Consider the following 17,173-nt stretch of genomic DNA (forward strand, 5'->3'; position numbering starts at 1 on the left):
CAAATTATCAAGATTTCTCAATTTTATATTTAATTTTGATATCAATCACTTAAATTGCATTTTTGATGTTTTAAAACACTGACAGCCTTGGTCTTTTGCTGACATATTTTTGTTGAAAATGACCATTTTGGTAGTGGTTTCCTAGCCTTCATATTTTCAATATGAAATCGATCCTATTGTGATTTATTCAATATAAATCCTGAAATAAAACATCTTAAATGCGCCATAAAAATCCCCGAACAGTGCGGGGATTTTTAAGGCATCAACTGAAATTATTCATCGTCCGTTTCAGGCTCATGATGTAGCGCATCATGTATAGCTTCCACCAATTGCTGTGCAATTTCTTGTTTGGACGCTTTCTCTAAATCACGCTTTTCCATTTGATATTGATCGGCGAAGAACACGGTCATGGCGTTTTCATCAGAAGCAAAACCAATATCTTTACGTGAGACATCATTGCACGCAATCATATCGAGTTTTTTTGCCACAAGTTTACCTGCTGCATACTCTTCGACATTGCGTGTCTCAGCGGCAAATCCCACCATAAATGGACGTTTTGACTGCTGCGCAATCGTTGCAACGATATCTGGGTTTTTAATTAATGCCACATTGAGTTCATCGCCAGCTTTTTTGATTTTATGCTCTGCAACTTCTGCCACGCGATAATCGGCAACAGCTGCTGTTGCAATAAAAATATCACAGCCTTCATCCAGCATTTGCAGACTGGTCTCTAACATTTTAATTGCAGACTGCACATTAATCCGTCGTACACCATTTGGTGTATCTAAACTTACGGGTCCTGCGATCAGCGTTACTTTAGCTCCAGCTGCATAACAAGCCGCTGCCAGTGCAAAACCCATTTTACCTGTGCTGTGGTTGGAAATATAACGTACAGGATCTATCGACTCACGTGTAGGACCGGCTGTAATCGCCACATGTTTGCCTGCAAGCATGCCAAATTTTTCAGCAATAGCTCGCTGTGCTTGATGAAAATAGGCCGTCACTTGATCTGCTAGATCTTCAGGCTCAGGCATGCGTCCTAAGCCCACATCACCACAGGCTTGAGAACCGGCATCGGGCATGATCACATGTACGCCATCTTCAACCAGTGTATTTAAATTACGCTGTGTCGCTTTGGCTGCCCACATTTGCTGATTCATCGCAGGGGCAACCCAAACGGGTGCTTTTGTCGCAAGATAAAGTGTCGAAAGAAGATCATCTGCTAAACCCGCCGCAAATTTTGCCAGCGTGTCGCAACTTGCAGGAGCAACCAATACCAAATCAGCCCAACGTGCCAATTCAATATGCCCCATACCCGCTTCTGCTTCGGGATTGAGTAATTCGGTATGCACAGGGTTGCCTGAAAGCGCCTGAAACGTTAGCGGGGTCACAAAGGCTTGCGCGCCTTGAGTCATCACCACGCGCACATCAAATCCGGCATCTTTTAATCGACGGACAAGAATGGCACTTTTATAGGCTGCGATACCACCAGTGACACCTAAAAGAATATTTTTTGTGGGCATTACACTTAAATCAAAGCTCACGAACAGGCTACCTATCTGTTGCAGTGGCGCTCACAATAGCATTAAATATGCACTGACCCAACAATCTGCTGTGAAAAAGCCGATTGAATGATAATAAAAAAGTCTAAGAATAATGAATAATTCAATTAAAAATTGGCCTGAACAAGAACGCCCACGTGAGCGCCTGATTCAACAAGGCGCACAAAGTTTATCCGATGCTGAGCTACTGGCTATTTTCCTACGCTCTGGTTCCCAGCAGCACTCTGCTGTCGAACTCGCACGACTCCTGATCCAACATTTTGGTCAGTTGCAAGCGCTAATGAATGCGTCACTTGAGGATTTACGCCAGTTTCATGGCATCGGAAACAGTAAATATGCGCAGCTCATGGCGGTAAAAGAACTCGGTAAACGCTATGTGAGTCAACATTTTCAAAATGAAGCCTTGCACTTGCAACACTCTGAACAATTACAAAATTTTCTTCGCTTTGAATTTTTAGCGGAACGTCAAGAAGTCTTTGGCGTGCTCTGTCTAGATGCGCATTTAAGAAAAATAAACTTTAAAAAACTTTTTTATGGCAGCCTCAATACCTGTGAAATTTCCATCAATCAACTGCTGCGTTATGCCATTTCTGAACACGCCAGCAGTATCGTCATTGCACATAATCATCCTTTCGGTCGTGCAGAACCCTCTGCTGCCGATCTTGAATTGACTCGACTCATTCAGCAGGCTTGTCAGCTGGTGGAAATTCGACTGATCGATCATTGCATTATCTCAACAGAAGGGAGTTTTTCCTTTGCTGAACATGGCTTGCTCCAAGCACACTCATCTGCATGAAACAGTTATTGACAAGTGCTTGAGCAAACCCGAAGATCATCATAATTTTTTAAAACTAGAAATTATCATTCGAACATGATCGTCCGTGACCAACCGAGTATTTTTAAACTGCTATTTTCTTGGCGAGGAACGATTTTACCTAAGGTTTTACCACCGCTCGGGATCGTTATGTTGCTGTCTGCCATTGTGGGCGGCTTATCCTATGTCGATATCTTCCATTTTACCGAATTTCCTTTGGTCGGCTTTACCCTAATTGGTGTCGTGCTGTCGATTTTTTTAGGCTTTAAAAATTCAGCTTGCTATGACCGTTGGTGGGAAGCTCGGCGTTTATGGGGCATTTTGATTGCCAACGCGCGACATTTTGACCGTGACTGCCGTTTACTCAGTCAAGGTCGTCGTGAACGTGTGATTCAACATGTGATCGTCTTTGCCAACGTTTTACGTGACCGACTCCGCCATCAAACCGCCAATCCCACTGAACTGGTTGAAACCAGCGGCATGAGTGCGAATGCCATCACCCAGTTATACCAACAGGCCAATGCACCGCAGTACACGTTGAGTTTGATTCAATGGGAGCTAATGCAGGCGCTTAAAGATGGTGAAATTTCAGATATTATTTATACCCAGATGAATCAGCATGTGATGGAACTCAGCACCGTACAAACCGGCTGTGACCGGATTGCCACCACGCCATTACCGTTTGCATATTCAGTCTTGCTGAATCGAACCGTTTATTTTTTCTGTTTTGTCTTACCCTTTAGCTTGGGTTCTACTTTAGGCCTTGCGACCCCCCTTTTGGTCGGGATTTTGGCCTATACCTTTTTAGGCTTAGATGCGCTGAGTTCAGAGATTGAAGAGCCCTTTGGTACACAAAGCAATGACCTTCCTTTGGACTCAATGGTTCGAACTATTGAAATTGAGCTACTTGGAACTTTAGGAAAACCCACCCCACCACCGATTCAAGCTAAAGATCATAATTTATTATAATTGGTATGCGTTTCGCCTGAATGCACGGATCGCATTCAGATCCATGATCCATACAACACCCATAATAAGGAAAAATCATGAAAATAAAAAAACGGATTTTCACTTATAAGCCACAACCGATTCTGCATCCTTGCAAAGCGCTTGCTGTGATTTTCATGTTCGTTGTGTTGCTGTTTAGCATCGCATTACTCCTAGCATGGCAAGGCATATTATTCACATCATGGCAAAGCAATTGGCAATTCTTATTCCTGATGAGTGCTCTATTGGTCATCAGTATATTTCGTGACAAATCGCAAAGAATCAAATTTCCATTTTGGATTCAACAGCATTTGATTGATCCCAAATTGGCTTTGGATTTAAAAGAACACGCCTTACGCAGTTCAGATGCTGTGATTGTGGATTATCGAGAGGTGCGTGAACATTGGTGGCAAGGCAAACAGCAACAATTGCTCTTAAAGCTCAATGAACTTGAAGAGGCGAAATGGTTTAGCGTCGATCTCCATCAAGTCTTTGCGAGTACTTTGTTTTTAAACATTCATGTGCAATTGAATTCTGCCCTCATTGGGCAACAGATTTGGGTGCATTATTTGGCACGTACGCGCACCATCGTGCAGTTATATGCGCATGATCAGCTTGATGATTTTCATCAAATGAAAAACTACTTTGCCATGCCCTATACGGGGAATATCTATTTTGAGCAGATTCCAACACGGCTTACGTTGGATTTACCTTATTTATCGGAAATTCATGCCGTTCGTGAAGAAGATCAACCCGGTTATCTCCTCAAACTGAAAACCAGTTATGGGCAGAGCTATCGTATCAGTTCACAGGCACGGCATTTTGATAAACTCGAATTGGCACTCTCAAGCGCCATTGATTTTATTCCTTATCGCAATTTTAAACATCAACCTACCATGCAATCTGCCTTGCTGACCAAGAGGCATCCTCAACGCGTGACACGTCTACTGTTGTGCATAATCGCCATCAGTGTTTTTATCATCGCGTTTTTGTTCAAGGCATGGTTCTGGGCATGCGTTGCCGTGGGCTGCCTCTATCTGCTTTACCGTAACATTCAGTATTATCGAACTTCACCGTTTATCGAAGATCCTGATGTCAATGTGACTTAAAACTGTCCCAGATTCCAACTTGCCCCTCTTTCACTCGAGGGATGTTGCCGAGTTTAATCCACGGCATATTGTCACCATGAAAATCACTCCCAACAGAAACTTTCAAGTTAAAGGCAGCAATCATGCGATCTACCATTTGACGAGTCGATAATGGCTCAATTGCCGGTGGTAATTCCACTGCATCACCGCCCGCTTCAGCAAAGATTTCAATCAAATAACGAATATTGGTCGCAGATAAATCATAACGCGTTGGATGCGCCAACACTGCAAAGCCACCACTGGCATGAATCACCTCAATGGTCTCAACAAGACTTGGACCTTCAAATTTTACAAAAGCTTTTTTGCCTTCTTTAATATATTTATCAAAAGCTTGTTGTGGACGTGAAACTACCCCCTTTTCCACCAAAGTTTTGGCAATATGAGTACGTGTTACCCGATCTGGTATATGGTCAACCTTGGCAATCACATCGCTATAAATATCTTGACCAATTAACGGTATCAGTAAGTCACAAATCTGCCGAGCACGTTCCGCTCGAATACGCTTTTGATCCATCAATAAGGCTTGTAAGGGCGCAGGATTTTGCATATTTAAAGCGACAATATGTACACCATAACTTTTTTTGGTCGCAGGTCTCGACCACTGACTGGAAATCTCCACGCCAGAGATTAATTGCAAGTTTAATTCATGCGCAACCTGCTCTGCAGCCAACAATCCGTCCATCGTATCGTGATCAGTCAAAGCCAGCGTATGAATTCCAATAGCACTTGCGGCCTGCACCAAAGCCTCTGGTGACAAAGTACCATCAGAAATATTACTGTGTGTATGTAAATCTACGCCTTGCATCTCTATACTATGTCATTTATTTGATCAGATTTAGATACTCTAACATGAAAGCACTTTTAGACTTTGTGCCACTCATTATTTTCTTTTATTTATATAAAACTGTAGATCCAAAAGATACGCAGCACCCATTATTACAATTGATTGGTTCTGCTGGGGGTGTCGATAACAATAACATTCTTGTGGCAACATCAGGCCTCATCATTTCCATGCTTGTGGTTTATGGTGCATTGTTTGTCATGCAAAAATTCCGTCTAGATAAACAACAATGGATTGTGTTGTTCATGACCGTGATTTTTGGTGGTATTACCCTGATGCTAAGCGATGATTTTTATATTCGTTTAAAAGCCGTTTTACTGAACTTAGTTTTTGCTGGGGCGTTTTTACTTTCTCCACTATTTAGTAAAGATAAGAAACCACTCATCGAACGTTTATTTGGTCCAGTCTTAAATTTAACCGCTGTCGGTTGGAAACGATTGAACTATGCATGGGCTGCAATGTTCGTGGTAATGTCATGTTTACACACCTTTTTCGCTTATTTGTTTGCAGACGGAAAATATTGGGGTGAATTCACTGCTTTTGGTGACATGATCGTGATGTTTTCCTTTATCATTATTCAGTTTATTGTATTACGTAAATACTTTAAGACCTCAGAATAATCCATTCGGTCAAAAATCAGGAAAAGTCATGCCATTATTCGTCGTAAGCTGTACAGATAATGAAGGTACAGTGGAAAAGCGCCTTGCGGTTCGTCCTCAACATCTTGAACGTCTACAAAAACTTGATGATGAAGGTCGTCTGATTGTTGCAGGTGCGATGCCTAAAGATCCGGCAAACCCGCAAGCTGGTTTTTATGGCAGTACGATCATTGTCGATTTTGATAGTCGTGAAGCCCTAGACCAATGGTTGGCAGATGAACCTTTCCTCAAAGAAGGGGTTTATGGCCAAATTGATGTCAAACCATTTAACAAAGCATTTCCTAAAGGATAAGGTTCATGCGCGTCGTTGTTTCTAGTTTACTGGGCTTATCTTTAATTTGTTCAACTGCATGGGCTGAAGAACCGGCTCCTGCACCTGCTGTAGCCCCTGCTGCTCAAGCAACGACTGCAACACCTCCTCCCAATCCTGTGCCGCATACCATTCCTGCCAATAAACCGGGCATCATTAAAGTGGCGGCAACCGTCAATCCCAATGGTCAACCTCAAAATGCAAATCCATTGACCATTGAGCAATTGGCAAAAAATAAAGCGCTGCAAGATGCCAAAGTCAAAGCGATGGTCAAAGACCAATCAGTACGCTTACAACAGTTAGAAAAAGCTAACCTTGAAGCCTTGGCGCAAAACCAAGAATTACAACTTAAAAATGATAGCTTGGGCGTACAAGTACAAGTGCTGCAAAGTGAACGTAGCGCGCAGATGTTTTTATACGGCGGGACCACACTTGGTGTTGGCGTGATTTTAGGTTTCTTGTTGGCCAGTTACGTCTATACCAAACGTCGTCGTCAATGGTAATTCATTTTTCTACTTCAATTTAAAGGTTGCTTGAGTTTTGTCAGGTGCAATTCAGACTGCCGATCTCGATTGGCAAATGATCGATGGCATTGATATTCCAGTGTCTAAACAGTTTGGTGATGTGTATTTTTCGAAGGACAATGGCCTACTCGAAACACGTCATGTGTTTTTAAAAGGGAATGACCTCGACACTCGCCTTGCGGCACTGACTGATTTTGAATATTTCAGTGTCGGCGAAACAGGTTTTGGTACAGGCTTAAATATTTTAGCTCTGTGGCAATTATGGCAACAGGTTCGTCCAGATAATCACAGTCATCTGCATGCTATTTCTGTAGAAAAATTCCCTTTATCTAAAGCAGACCTCATTCGTGCATTAAATGCATGGCCTGAATTACAACCTTTGGCACAGCAACTGATTGCGCAATATCCTGAACCCATTGCGGGATGTCATCGACTCAATTTTCCAGAAGAACGTTTTTCAATTGATCTTTGGTTAGGCGATGCACATGACGTTTTTCCCGTCATGGCAAAAACTGCTACGGTCAATGCATGGTTCTTGGACGGTTTTGCACCCGCCTGTAATCCTGACATGTGGGAAGAAAACGTACTCAAAAATATCGTACGTCTATCGGACATTGGGACGACCTTCGCCTCATTTAGTGTGGCAGGTGTACTGAAACGCGGCTTACGTGAGCATGGTATTACCATTACACGACCACGTGGCTTTGCGCATAAGCGTGAAATGCTCAAAGCCTTTTGGCTCGCACCTGAAAAGTTAGATGATCAATCCGTAGTTGCTGACATACCCACCTTAGACGAAAAAAAAAATTCTGAAATCACTGTAGGTCATAAGCCCCGTCAAATCGCGATTATTGGTGCTGGCATAGCTGGTTTGAGCTGTGCTTGGGCATTTGCTCAACGCGGGCATCAAGTGCGTATCTACGAGAAATCAGCACCACTCAGCGGTGGATCGGGTAATCCTCTTGCCCTACTCAACCCTAAACTCTGTCCAATTGAACAAAGTGCTGAACATTTGATGACCTTGAGCTGGTTATATGCACTCAAGCATTATCAAAACTTCAAGGCATTTCGTCCCTTACAGATTCACCAATCTATTTTAAAAAATAAAGCAGAGCACCTTGATTTAGCTCAAGCTTATCCTTCAGAGGTATTAGCGGCTGAAGAAGGCACGCTAAATCAATTAGCCTCAACATATCCAACCTTGCTCCTCAAACAAGCAGGCGCAGTCAGTCCACATCAGCTTCGTGACCAAATCTTGGCACATCCACACATTGAATTGTTACAAGCAGATATTCAACGCATTGAGCAGCAACAAAATGGCGTTGCGCTATTTACACAGGATCAGCAGCTTCCATCTGCCGAGCATGTCATTCTCTGTGCGGCACGTGACAGTATGCAGCTACAAACAGATTATCCAGAACTGCGTGCCATTCGTGGACAAGTCAGTTGGTTGAACAATCCAGCTCAACAAATGGATATGCATACCGCCTATAGTTATGGGGGCTATTGTATGCAACTGGATGCCGAACAGATGATTATGGGCGCGTCATTTTATCCCGGCCGTGATGACACCGACGTTCTCACAGAAGATCATGTGCATAACTATGAACTTATCCACAGTGTATTCCCCGACTTTGCCAAAACCTTAGCACCGATTGAGCAATGGCAAGGACGTGCCGCAATTCGCGCACAGACAAAAGACTTTTTCCCAGTAATTGGTGCAGTCCATGAAGATCAGCAAATTTATAGCTGTAGTGGACTCGGTTCTAAAGGTTTCCTGTATGCCCCGCTCTGTAGTGAAATCATTGCCGCGCTGGTCTTAAAAGAAGCCTGCCCTATTCCAACACAGCTACTCGATAAAATTCATGCAGCACGTTTTATACGACGCGCCAAAGCCAAACAAAAAACTAAGAAGCCTTATTTTCAGGGTCAGATGCCGTCATCTCCACCTCAAAAAAATAACCTGCAATAAAAAAGCGCCTTTCGGCGCTTTTTTTGATTCGATCTCATTTCCCTTGTTCCAAAGGAAGACCGGCATCACGAGCAGCACGCGTGCCGCCCATTAAGATTACATATTCACGTGAGCTATCAAAACCCTCTAGTAACTCTGCTGCACGTGGAGCTTTACTTCCGCCACCACATAAAATGTAAATGGGTTGATCCGTTGACACCTGAGTCAGTGCATCTGATGACAATGCGTTGATCGGTCGGTTAACCGCACCTTTCAGATGTGCTTCAGCATAAGCACTTGCATCGCGAACATCCCAGATAATCGAGTCTTCTGGGAACTCAAATGTTGTAATTTCTTGTTTACGGATCATTGCACACTCCTTTTGATGTAAACAACACTTGGCAAATGAAGAAAACATCCCTAGCATCTCAGATATTCTTTCCCTTTGTAAAGGTCTAATCTATGCCTTCTTTTGATATTGTTTCCGAATTAGAAGTTTTTGAAGTAAATCATGCAGTTCAAAACACGCAAAAAGAAATAGCGACGCGTTTTGACTTCCGTGGTCAAGACGTTTCAATTGAGTTAAATGAGAAAAATAAGGAAATCAAAATCTCAACAGAAAGCGATTTCCAATGTGAGCAAGTGTATACCATGCTCGAAAATCATTTTTTCAAACGTAAAGTTGACATTCAAGCACTCGATCCACAAAAAATGACGGCTTCTGGTAAAAACATTATTCAAGTGATCAAACTAAAAGACGGTCTTGACTCTGATACTGCAAAAAAAATCAATAAAGCCATTAAAGAAAGCGGCATTAAAGTGCAATCTTCTATTCAAGGCGACAAAATTCGTGTGACTGACAAGAAACGTGACACTTTGCAACAAGTGATGGCGTTCTTAAAAGAGCAACAGTTTGGTGTGCCGCTTCAATTTAATAACTTTAAAGATTAAGGCAGTACAACTGCCATAGAGGACGACATGACACGACCAAACCGCCTACATAAAATCGTAAACGCATCATCTAAATTACCGAAAGGACTTCAGAGTCGTTTGCTCAGTCAAGCATTTGGTCGCGTCGTGCCTATGGTCGGTACCGCTAAAATTCGTTATCAACATGTCAGCCCTGAGCGTGTTGAGGTGAGTATCGCCAATCATAAGGCGATGCAAAACCATATCGGTCAAGTACATGCCTGTGCCATGGCGCTGATCGCAGAAACAGCCACAGGCTTTGTCACAGCAATGAACGTCCCAGACAGTGCCATTGTCCTGATTAAAAGCTTCAAAATTGATTTTAAACGTCCAACCCAAGGTGGGATGAAAGCCATCGCAACGCTTACACCCGAACAGCAACAACAAATGCAAAGTACAGAAAAAGGTGAAACCTTAGTACAGGTCTTCGTCACCGATGAATCTGGTGAAGCACCGATTCAATGTGAAATGCTTTGGGCATGGGTCGCAAAATCCGCTCTGAAAAATAAATAAATGTAAATAAAACTTACTTTTAGGTAAGTATAAGTTTTACTAAATTTCAGCAAAATCAAGACTGTTTTTTACTATTTATACGCCGTAATTCCGCTCAATATGCTTGCACGACACAAATATATTGAGCACTTTATGAAAAAAATCATTCCCCTTTCACTCATCAGCCTGGCGGTGTTTTTAACTGCATGTCAAAGTAATATTCCTCCTACGCCAACGACTCCAAATCAAGCGGCTGATAGCAATATTCAAACCAGCCAAGCGGCGGAAAATAAGAAAATCGTGATTGATTTTTATGAAGGTGTCTTTCTTAAACATCAGGTTAAGACATATGCTGACCGATATATTGGCAATCAATATATTCAACATAATCCGCATGTACCTGATGGCAAAGCGCCATTTGTCGATTACTTCACCCAATATTTTAAACAGAATCCTGAAGCAAAAAACCAGATCAAACGTGCCGCTGCCGAAGGTGATTTGGTCTATTTACATGTGCACTCTACGCAAAATAATCAAGACCGTGGAGAAGCCATTATTGATATCTTCCGTGTTGAAAATGGCAAGATCGTCGAACATTGGGATGTGCAACAGAGCATTCCTGAAACCAGTGCCAATTCAAATACAATGTTCTAATTTCTCAGTCACTATTCATAAAAAAGCCACTCGATTGAGCGGCTTTTTTTTTTGCGTCTAACTTTAATTAAGCTTGATCTGCAGCAAATTTAGCTTTTGCATCCGCAGGAATTTGACGCTTAGCACCTTTCACATCGACAGCGACAAATGTAAACACACCTTCGGTTACGCGAATTGGATCACGTGAACTGTCGTGACTATCCCAAACTTCAATCTGCATTTGGATAGAGGTATTACCCACTTTTAAAATTTTGGTATATACACTGATGACATCCCCGACTTTCACTGGAACGAGGAAGGTCATTTGGTTAATTGAAATCGTTGCACAGCGTCCTTGACTGAAACGCTCTGCGTGAATTGCACCGGCCAAGTCCATTTGTGACACGATCCAACCACCGAAAACATCACCACTCCAGTTGGTGTCTGCAGGCATCGCGATGGTTTGTAGGGAAAGCGTTCCTTCAGGTTTTACATGAGTTTCTGACACTTTAGCTCCTGGCGCTGACATTTATTGAGGTAGATTTAACTGCTGGTTGAGCCATTGTTGTAACTCACCAGCACGCATTGCACCGCTTATTCTAGCAATTTCGTTGGTTTTATTCATCAAAACCAGTGTAGGAATACTGCGAACATTAAATGCACCGCTCAATCGAGGGTTTGCTTCGGTATCAATTTTGGCAAAAACCACCTTCGGATTTGATTTTGCAACTTGTGCAAAGTGTGGCGCCATCATCTTACATGGGCCACACCATTCAGCCCATAAATCAATCAGCACAGGTAAATCACTATTGCTAATAAAATTTGCAAAGTTCTTTTCATTCAACTCGATGGGAGCCAATGGAATCAATGCTTGATGACATTGACCACATGCAGGTCCAACTTCGAGTTTTTCTTCAGGTACACGGTTTTTTGCACCACATTCAGGACACACAACGATCATTTAGCTGACTCCAACATGTTGATGTAAAAATTCTAATTGGGTTGCCATGGCTTTTTCAAACCATTGCCCATGATAAATATCAAAATGTTGCATTTCCCACTCATAATACTGCACATACGGTGCAATATTGGTCGCAGTTTCACGGCTTGATTCGATGGGAATCAAACTATCTTCTTTTGCCGCAATAAAAAGTACTGGTATGCTAATTTTACGGACATCCAATATTGGACGATAACGGATTAACTTAAAAAAGGCCCGAGCCGGAATTTCGCCACTCCAATAAAAATCAGGATTTACAATCGATAAATAGCCCGCATAACTGTCTTCAGACTGTAAAAAACACAATCGATGTGGATCGACTACAGGCAAAGTCGTTGGGCTCATCCCAACTTTAGACCCCATATAGTCCTGACTCGATAATTTTAACGCTTTAGGTAATTGCTGTAAGGGATACAATTTTGCACTTTCAGCGCCGTCGACAAATGGGACTTGTACCATCACCGCTTTAATATTTTTAAGCTCTGCCGCCAAACTAAGTACATAGCCACCACTCAGCGATGTTCCCCATAATACAATGCGTCTCGAATCAATCGATTTACGCTGCTGTAAATGATCAATCATGATCCGCCAATCTTCAAGTTGTGCCTTAAGGTTCACCAACTCTCTCGGACGCCCTGTACTGCCACCCCAATAGCGATAATCAAACAACACTACAGCATAGCCCGCTTGTACAAAGCGCTTGGCATATTGCACTAATTTAAATTGGCGTAATGCGGCCAAACCATGCGCCATCAGAATGACTGCAGGTTTTTCAACAGATTTTGGACGATAAAAGTCAGCAGCTATAACATCTTGTCCGCTTTTGACATACAGTGGTTCGACTGTATAGGCGTGCATACGCGCTCCATTGCGTTATTTTATGGTTGTAATCGCTTATAAAAATTTAAGAACATTCTGCTCAAGTTTGTGCTTAATGCTATCATAAAGCATAAATCTATGAATTAAATTATGGAGTGACTCAATGAGCGAAAATGTTGGTTTTGCAGGTCAAATCGGCCCAGAACATGTAGCGCAAGTGGTTGAAAAAGGCTTTAAATCGATTATCAATAACCGCCCTGACATGGAAGGTGGTCCGGAGCAACCAACCAGTGCTCAAATTGAAGAAGCAGCACGTAGCGCTGGTTTAGACTATGTTCATCAACCTGTTGTTGCAGGTCAAATTTCTGAGCTAGATGTCCGTAACTTTGCTAATCATTTTAATGAATTGCCAAAGCCAATTCTAATGTTCTGCCGTACAGGTAACCGTTCAAATAACCTATATCAACTAGCAAAACAGATGGATCTTTTGGATGACTAAGGCTTTCATTCAAAAAGCTTTATTGATCGCAACGTGCATTTTTTCAGCACCTACATTTGCAGACAATAGCAGTCAACCCTTAAATGCAAATTTAAGTGTCTCAGGGCAAATGACCACAGATAAATTTTCAAGTTTACTCAAACAACTTAAATTTAAATCTGTGATTGTAAACCGACCAGATAATGAGGCGGGCAATGAAGTGACTGTTTTACAGTTACGAGGCATTGCTGAAAAGTCTCATGTGAGTGTTGTGTATCAACCTGTGCAAAGCGGTAAAATTTCTCAAACAGACGTGAAAGAATTTGCTAAATATTATAATGAGCTTCCTAAACCCATTTTGATGATTTGTCGTAGCGGTTCTCGTTCGACATCTCTTTTCAATCAAGCTAAGGCTCAAGGTTTGCTCAATGAATAAATTCGTGTTTACCGTTTTATTTACAACGTTGTTGCTAACAGGGTGTAATTCTATGAATGTACGTCCAACCGTTGGTGTAAGTGTCGGGACTGCACTTTGAATCGAACAGTCCCTACAATAAAAAACAGCGCCGAAGCGCTGTTTTTTTAATTTAGTAAATTAGCCCACGGTTTTTGGTAGCTACAACTACCTACACCATATGGACTTGAATCAAATGGTTGCGATGCCGCTGATTCTAAATCAGCTTTTAATGGATTCAATGGGTAAAGCATCGTTGATTCAACTGTTTTTCCACTTACTGTTGTTGAAGCTTTAATTTGGACGGTTTGCCAACCTGCATAACGACGTAAGTAGTTAACTTTAAAGTCAAATGAACCTGTAGCAGTCGTTGTATAACTAAATTCATTTATCGCAGAATCATCAACTTTATCCCTATTTACTAAACTTGTTGCAAGCGATGAAGTAGTCGGATTTGTCACTGCCGAACATAACAAGTACGTTCTTGGTTCAATTTCATAGCGTGCAATTAAAGATTTATTAGATTCAAGTTCAACGATATCATTTTGTGCTTTTGACAAATCTATTTTTTTTGCATTAATTTCTGCTTGTAATTTTGCTTTGTTCTCTTTTGCATTCAGATCGCTATCATCAATTAAGCTCAAATCACCTTCTAAAGATTGAATATCAATATTGAGTTGATTAACTTTAGTATTTAAAGGCTTAATTTTATTAACATCTATATTCAAAAGATCTGTAGATCTTATTTTTTCAAGCTCAGAATTTTGAACGTAACGACCAATTGCACCAGAGATAATATTAATAGACATCGTCACTTTTTGATTTGATAAAGGCTTACCGTCAATATCAACAACTTGTGCAGAAATATCCTCAGTATAGAAAGTTTTTTCTGAATTAGTACTTAGTACACCAGCATTACCAAAAGTAATATTACCTACAGGAACTAACGTATCACCGGCAATCACATCCAGTTTAATCGGCTTAACCACTTTATTGTTATTGGGGTCTACAATTATCGCTTCAAAATTAATACCATTATTAATTAAAGATGTAGCCAGTTGCCCAGTCGCTAAAGGCAAACGTATAGTAAATACTGCATTACCAAGATTATCGGTAATTAGTGTTGAAGAACCATCAATTGAAACACGATTATTTGCATAATCTAAAATACTGAGTGTTACTGATTTACCAGCCAAAGAACCACCATTGGTATCCAAAGCTTTAACTGTAATCGTTGCCGTATCACCTTTTACAGAAAGTAAATTCTTATTCGTTTGAATAGCTAAATCATATAATGGTTTCTCAGCTTCGCTTTCAACTACACTTACATATGTATCAGATATTTTTTTCTTTTCAGCATTTAATAAATTAATAGAAATACCGTTTGTTAATAGTGATGTATTTGTAGAAGCACCCAGTTTAATCGTGTAAATGACATATCCATTTGCATCCGTTGTTTGATCCGCACTACCATCGATAGATACTCCTAAATCTTTAGCATTCACTAATTGTAATGTAACAGGTTCATTTTCAGCAGCACCACCTGTTTCAGAATCTAGAACTTGTACAGTTAAAACGATCGTATCACCTGATAACAACATAGCAGTTTTTGATGCTTTAAAGTTTGCATACAAATCTTTTGTTTCTTCTACAGGGGGAGTAGTAGTATCACCACCATTGTTACTATTATTTCCATTTCCATTTCCGTTATTTACAGTATCGCCTTGGTTAAAATAGCCATCGCTGCCGCCTCCACCACAACTTGCAAGTAAAATAGATAGTGCAATCGCAGAAAGCTTCAATGACGTTTGTTTATTTAGCATGAATTTCCCCTAGAACCCTCAATGTATATAGAGTTGTTATAAATATTTATTGGGTGCTATGTAACCATAGTTATAGCTTTATGTAAATAAAAGGAAGACAAATGTTTGTTGTGGTAAATTCTCTATAAATAGGAGTCTATATGTACGATATCATTATTATTGGCGCTGGAACTGCAGGTATATCAGCTTATAAAGAAGCGATAAAAAAAACACAGAATATTCTTATCATTAATGATGGTCCTTGGGACACCACCTGTGCACGGGTCGGTTGCATGCCAAGTAAAATACTTATCTCTACTGCCAACCGTATGCACGAAATTGGACATGCAGATAATTTAGGCCTTGATGTCAAAAGTGAAATTGATACCTCTAGAGTCATGCAACATGTTCAAACCTTACGTGATCGTTTTACACGAGCCACTTTAAAAGATGTTGAAAGTTGGCCAAACCAACATAAAATATCAGGAAAAGCTGAATTTATTGATTCCAATACCATTCAAGTAAATAGTCAAACATTTCAAGCCAAATCATTTATCCTTGCAGTAGGTACAACGCCTGCTATAGATACAGAACAAAAACAAATATTAGGCGATAAATTAATTACGTCCGATCAGATATTCGAATTAGAACAACTACCAAAATCTGTCGCAGTTATTGGAAGTGGCGTGATCGCTTTAGAATTGGCTCAGGCTTTAACACGCCTCAATGTAAACACTACTGTTTTTGCACGTAGTCGAAAAATTGGCTCATTGACTAGCCCCATATTACAAAAGCTCGCACAGGAAGAGTTAAGTAAAGAATTAAAGCTAAAGTTTGAAATTTTACCTGAACATTACTCTCTTGAAGGCGATCTAGTTCATTTAACCTATACTGAAGAAAACTTACAAAAGTCGTTACAAGTTGACTATGTTTTAGCTGCAACTGGCAGACGTACATTATTAAATACCTTAGGTTTAGAACGTATAAGTGCAGAATTTAAAGATATTAAAAATTTACCGATCAATCCGGATACAAAGCAACTAGCTGATTATCCAATTTTTATAGTCGGTGATGCACATACCAATACCCCTATCCAACACGAAGCAGCTCATGAAGGTAAATTTACAGTACAAAACTGTTTAAACTTTCCACAAATTAAATCCATCAAGACGCTACCCCCTTTAGGCATCTTATTTTCTACACCACAAATGGCAACTATTGGTCAAGGCTATAAGCAACTACAAGATAAAAACACAGAATTCGTCATTGGTTTCGTTTCTTACGAAAGACAAGGGCGTGCGATTGTTGCTGCTAAAAATAAAGGGGCTGCCGAAGTATATGTGGATACAATTAACCATACACTATTAGGAGCTGAGCTATTCTGTGCAGAAGCTGAACATTTAGCACATTTGCTAGCTTGGATGATTTCAGAAGAACTAAGCATACATGAAATTTTGGATAAACCTTTCTATCATCCAACTTTAGAAGAAGGGTTAAGAACAGCATTAAAGCATGCACGACGTCAGTTAAGATAATTTTATCATTCTATGTAAACTTATAGCGTTGGATATCCAACGCTTAATTTCCGTATCCCCCTCTATCTTTTTCCTTTCCCTTTTTCCCCGCACATAAAAAAAACACCCCCTGACGTATCAGGGGGTGTTTCGAATAATGAGCTGGCGATGACTTACTCTCACATGGGTAACCCCACACTACCATCAGCGCTAAGA

20 protein-coding genes are annotated in these 17,173 nt (G+C 40.9%); 13 read left to right on the top strand and 7 right to left on the bottom strand.

The annotated features are described in order from the left end of the window. Positions 1 to 272 precede the first annotated feature (272 nt). Positions 273 to 1,544 (bottom strand): bifunctional phosphopantothenoylcysteine decarboxylase/phosphopantothenate--cysteine ligase CoaBC, encoded by a 1,272-nt coding sequence (gene coaBC, locus FTU75_RS16055; RefSeq protein ID WP_078191307.1) that lies wholly within the window; start codon positions 1,542 to 1,544, stop codon positions 273 to 275. A gap of 112 nt (positions 1,545 to 1,656) precedes the next feature. Here coaBC and radC point away from each other — a divergent pair, with 112 nt between their 5' ends. The 3 genes from radC to FTU75_RS16070 all read left to right on the top strand — a co-directional run bounded on the left by radC (position 1,657) and on the right by FTU75_RS16070 (position 4,472). Next, positions 1,657 to 2,358, top strand: coding sequence for a DNA repair protein RadC (radC, locus tag FTU75_RS16060; RefSeq protein WP_180116424.1), 702 nt, complete (start codon positions 1,657 to 1,659; stop codon positions 2,356 to 2,358). A gap of 75 nt (positions 2,359 to 2,433) precedes the next feature. Next, the gene (locus tag FTU75_RS16065) at positions 2,434 to 3,345 is read left to right on the top strand and encodes a bestrophin family protein (protein ID WP_078191309.1); all 912 of its coding nucleotides are present in this window, start codon (positions 2,434 to 2,436) and stop codon (positions 3,343 to 3,345) included. Positions 3,346 to 3,422: 77 nt separating this feature from the next. Continuing rightward, complete coding sequence (locus FTU75_RS16070) at positions 3,423 to 4,472, top strand: hypothetical protein (protein WP_180116425.1); 1,050 nt, start codon at positions 3,423 to 3,425, stop codon at positions 4,470 to 4,472. Here FTU75_RS16070 and FTU75_RS16075 read toward each other — a convergent pair. Beyond that, entirely contained in the window at positions 4,459 to 5,316 is an 858-nt protein-coding gene (locus tag FTU75_RS16075; protein ID WP_180085581.1) for a PHP domain-containing protein, read from the bottom strand. The two genes, FTU75_RS16070 and FTU75_RS16075, sit on opposite strands and share 14 nt — an antisense overlap. A 44-nt stretch (positions 5,317 to 5,360) precedes the next feature. Between FTU75_RS16075 and FTU75_RS16080 the strand changes: the two genes are divergently transcribed. The 4 genes from FTU75_RS16080 to mnmC are packed head-to-tail and all read left to right on the top strand — an operon-like array spanning position 5,361 to position 8,817. After that, a complete protein-coding gene (locus FTU75_RS16080) occupies positions 5,361 to 5,972 on the top strand; it encodes an inner membrane-spanning protein YciB (protein ID WP_078191311.1) in 612 nt (203 codons plus the stop codon). Positions 5,973 to 6,000: 28 nt separating this feature from the next. Next, positions 6,001 to 6,303 carry a YciI family protein gene (locus tag FTU75_RS16085; protein WP_078191312.1) on the top strand — a complete coding sequence of 101 codons (303 nt, stop codon included), beginning with the start codon at positions 6,001 to 6,003 and terminating at the stop codon, positions 6,301 to 6,303. Positions 6,304 to 6,308: 5 nt separating this feature from the next. After that, the gene (locus FTU75_RS16090) at positions 6,309 to 6,824 is read left to right on the top strand and encodes a hypothetical protein (protein ID WP_180116426.1); all 516 of its coding nucleotides are present in this window, start codon (positions 6,309 to 6,311) and stop codon (positions 6,822 to 6,824) included. A gap of 37 nt (positions 6,825 to 6,861) precedes the next feature. Continuing rightward, positions 6,862 to 8,817 carry an FAD-dependent 5-carboxymethylaminomethyl-2-thiouridine(34) oxidoreductase MnmC gene (gene mnmC / locus FTU75_RS16095; RefSeq protein ID WP_180116427.1) on the top strand — a complete coding sequence of 652 codons (1,956 nt, stop codon included), beginning with the start codon at positions 6,862 to 6,864 and terminating at the stop codon, positions 8,815 to 8,817. A gap of 34 nt (positions 8,818 to 8,851) precedes the next feature. On the opposite strand, the gene FTU75_RS16100 is transcribed toward mnmC, so the two are convergent. Continuing rightward, complete coding sequence (locus FTU75_RS16100) at positions 8,852 to 9,166, bottom strand: rhodanese-like domain-containing protein (RefSeq protein ID WP_180024581.1); 315 nt, start codon at positions 9,164 to 9,166, stop codon at positions 8,852 to 8,854. Positions 9,167 to 9,258: 92 nt separating this feature from the next. Between FTU75_RS16100 and FTU75_RS16105 the strand changes: the two genes are divergently transcribed. From FTU75_RS16105 to FTU75_RS16115, 3 genes are all read left to right on the top strand, one after another. Further along, positions 9,259 to 9,747, top strand: coding sequence for a YajQ family cyclic di-GMP-binding protein (locus FTU75_RS16105; RefSeq protein WP_180116428.1), 489 nt, complete (start codon positions 9,259 to 9,261; stop codon positions 9,745 to 9,747). Positions 9,748 to 9,774: 27 nt separating this feature from the next. Continuing rightward, positions 9,775 to 10,278, top strand: coding sequence for a DUF4442 domain-containing protein (locus FTU75_RS16110; protein WP_180116429.1), 504 nt, complete (start codon positions 9,775 to 9,777; stop codon positions 10,276 to 10,278). Positions 10,279 to 10,410: 132 nt separating this feature from the next. Continuing rightward, entirely contained in the window at positions 10,411 to 10,911 is a 501-nt protein-coding gene (locus FTU75_RS16115) for an ester cyclase (RefSeq protein ID WP_078194205.1), read from the top strand. Between the two features lie 67 nt (positions 10,912 to 10,978). On the opposite strand, the gene FTU75_RS16120 is transcribed toward FTU75_RS16115, so the two are convergent. From FTU75_RS16120 to FTU75_RS16130, 3 genes are read right to left on the bottom strand one after another with little or no spacing between them, the layout of a single operon-like run. Then, positions 10,979 to 11,398 (bottom strand): acyl-CoA thioesterase, encoded by a 420-nt coding sequence (locus FTU75_RS16120; RefSeq protein ID WP_078191328.1) that lies wholly within the window; start codon positions 11,396 to 11,398, stop codon positions 10,979 to 10,981. Between the two features lie 21 nt (positions 11,399 to 11,419). Continuing rightward, positions 11,420 to 11,851, bottom strand: coding sequence for a thioredoxin TrxC (gene trxC / locus FTU75_RS16125; RefSeq protein WP_078191319.1), 432 nt, complete (start codon positions 11,849 to 11,851; stop codon positions 11,420 to 11,422). Beyond that, complete coding sequence (locus FTU75_RS16130) at positions 11,852 to 12,748, bottom strand: alpha/beta hydrolase (RefSeq protein ID WP_180116430.1); 897 nt, start codon at positions 12,746 to 12,748, stop codon at positions 11,852 to 11,854. Positions 12,749 to 12,872: 124 nt separating this feature from the next. Here FTU75_RS16130 and FTU75_RS16135 point away from each other — a divergent pair, with 124 nt between their 5' ends. Next, positions 12,873 to 13,208: a TIGR01244 family sulfur transferase gene (locus FTU75_RS16135; protein ID WP_180035983.1), complete on the top strand. Its 336-nt coding sequence runs from the start codon at positions 12,873 to 12,875 to the stop codon at positions 13,206 to 13,208. Next, positions 13,201 to 13,623 (top strand): beta-lactamase hydrolase domain-containing protein, encoded by a 423-nt coding sequence (locus FTU75_RS16140; RefSeq protein WP_180102864.1) that lies wholly within the window; start codon positions 13,201 to 13,203, stop codon positions 13,621 to 13,623. Before FTU75_RS16135 ends, FTU75_RS16140 begins: the two co-directional genes overlap by 8 nt. 146 nt (positions 13,624 to 13,769) lie before the next feature. On the opposite strand, the gene FTU75_RS16145 is transcribed toward FTU75_RS16140, so the two are convergent. Beyond that, entirely contained in the window at positions 13,770 to 15,464 is a 1,695-nt protein-coding gene (locus FTU75_RS16145; protein ID WP_180116431.1) for a hypothetical protein, read from the bottom strand. A 140-nt stretch (positions 15,465 to 15,604) separates the two neighbouring features. On the opposite strand from FTU75_RS16145, the gene FTU75_RS16150 reads away from it, so the two are divergent. Next, positions 15,605 to 16,978, top strand: coding sequence for a dihydrolipoyl dehydrogenase (locus tag FTU75_RS16150; protein ID WP_180116432.1), 1,374 nt, complete (start codon positions 15,605 to 15,607; stop codon positions 16,976 to 16,978). The last annotated feature ends 195 nt before the right edge of the window (positions 16,979 to 17,173 follow it).

This window comes from Acinetobacter sp. YH12140, from assembly GCF_013418475.1.
Classification (GTDB): domain Bacteria; phylum Pseudomonadota; class Gammaproteobacteria; order Pseudomonadales; family Moraxellaceae; genus Acinetobacter; species Acinetobacter amyesii.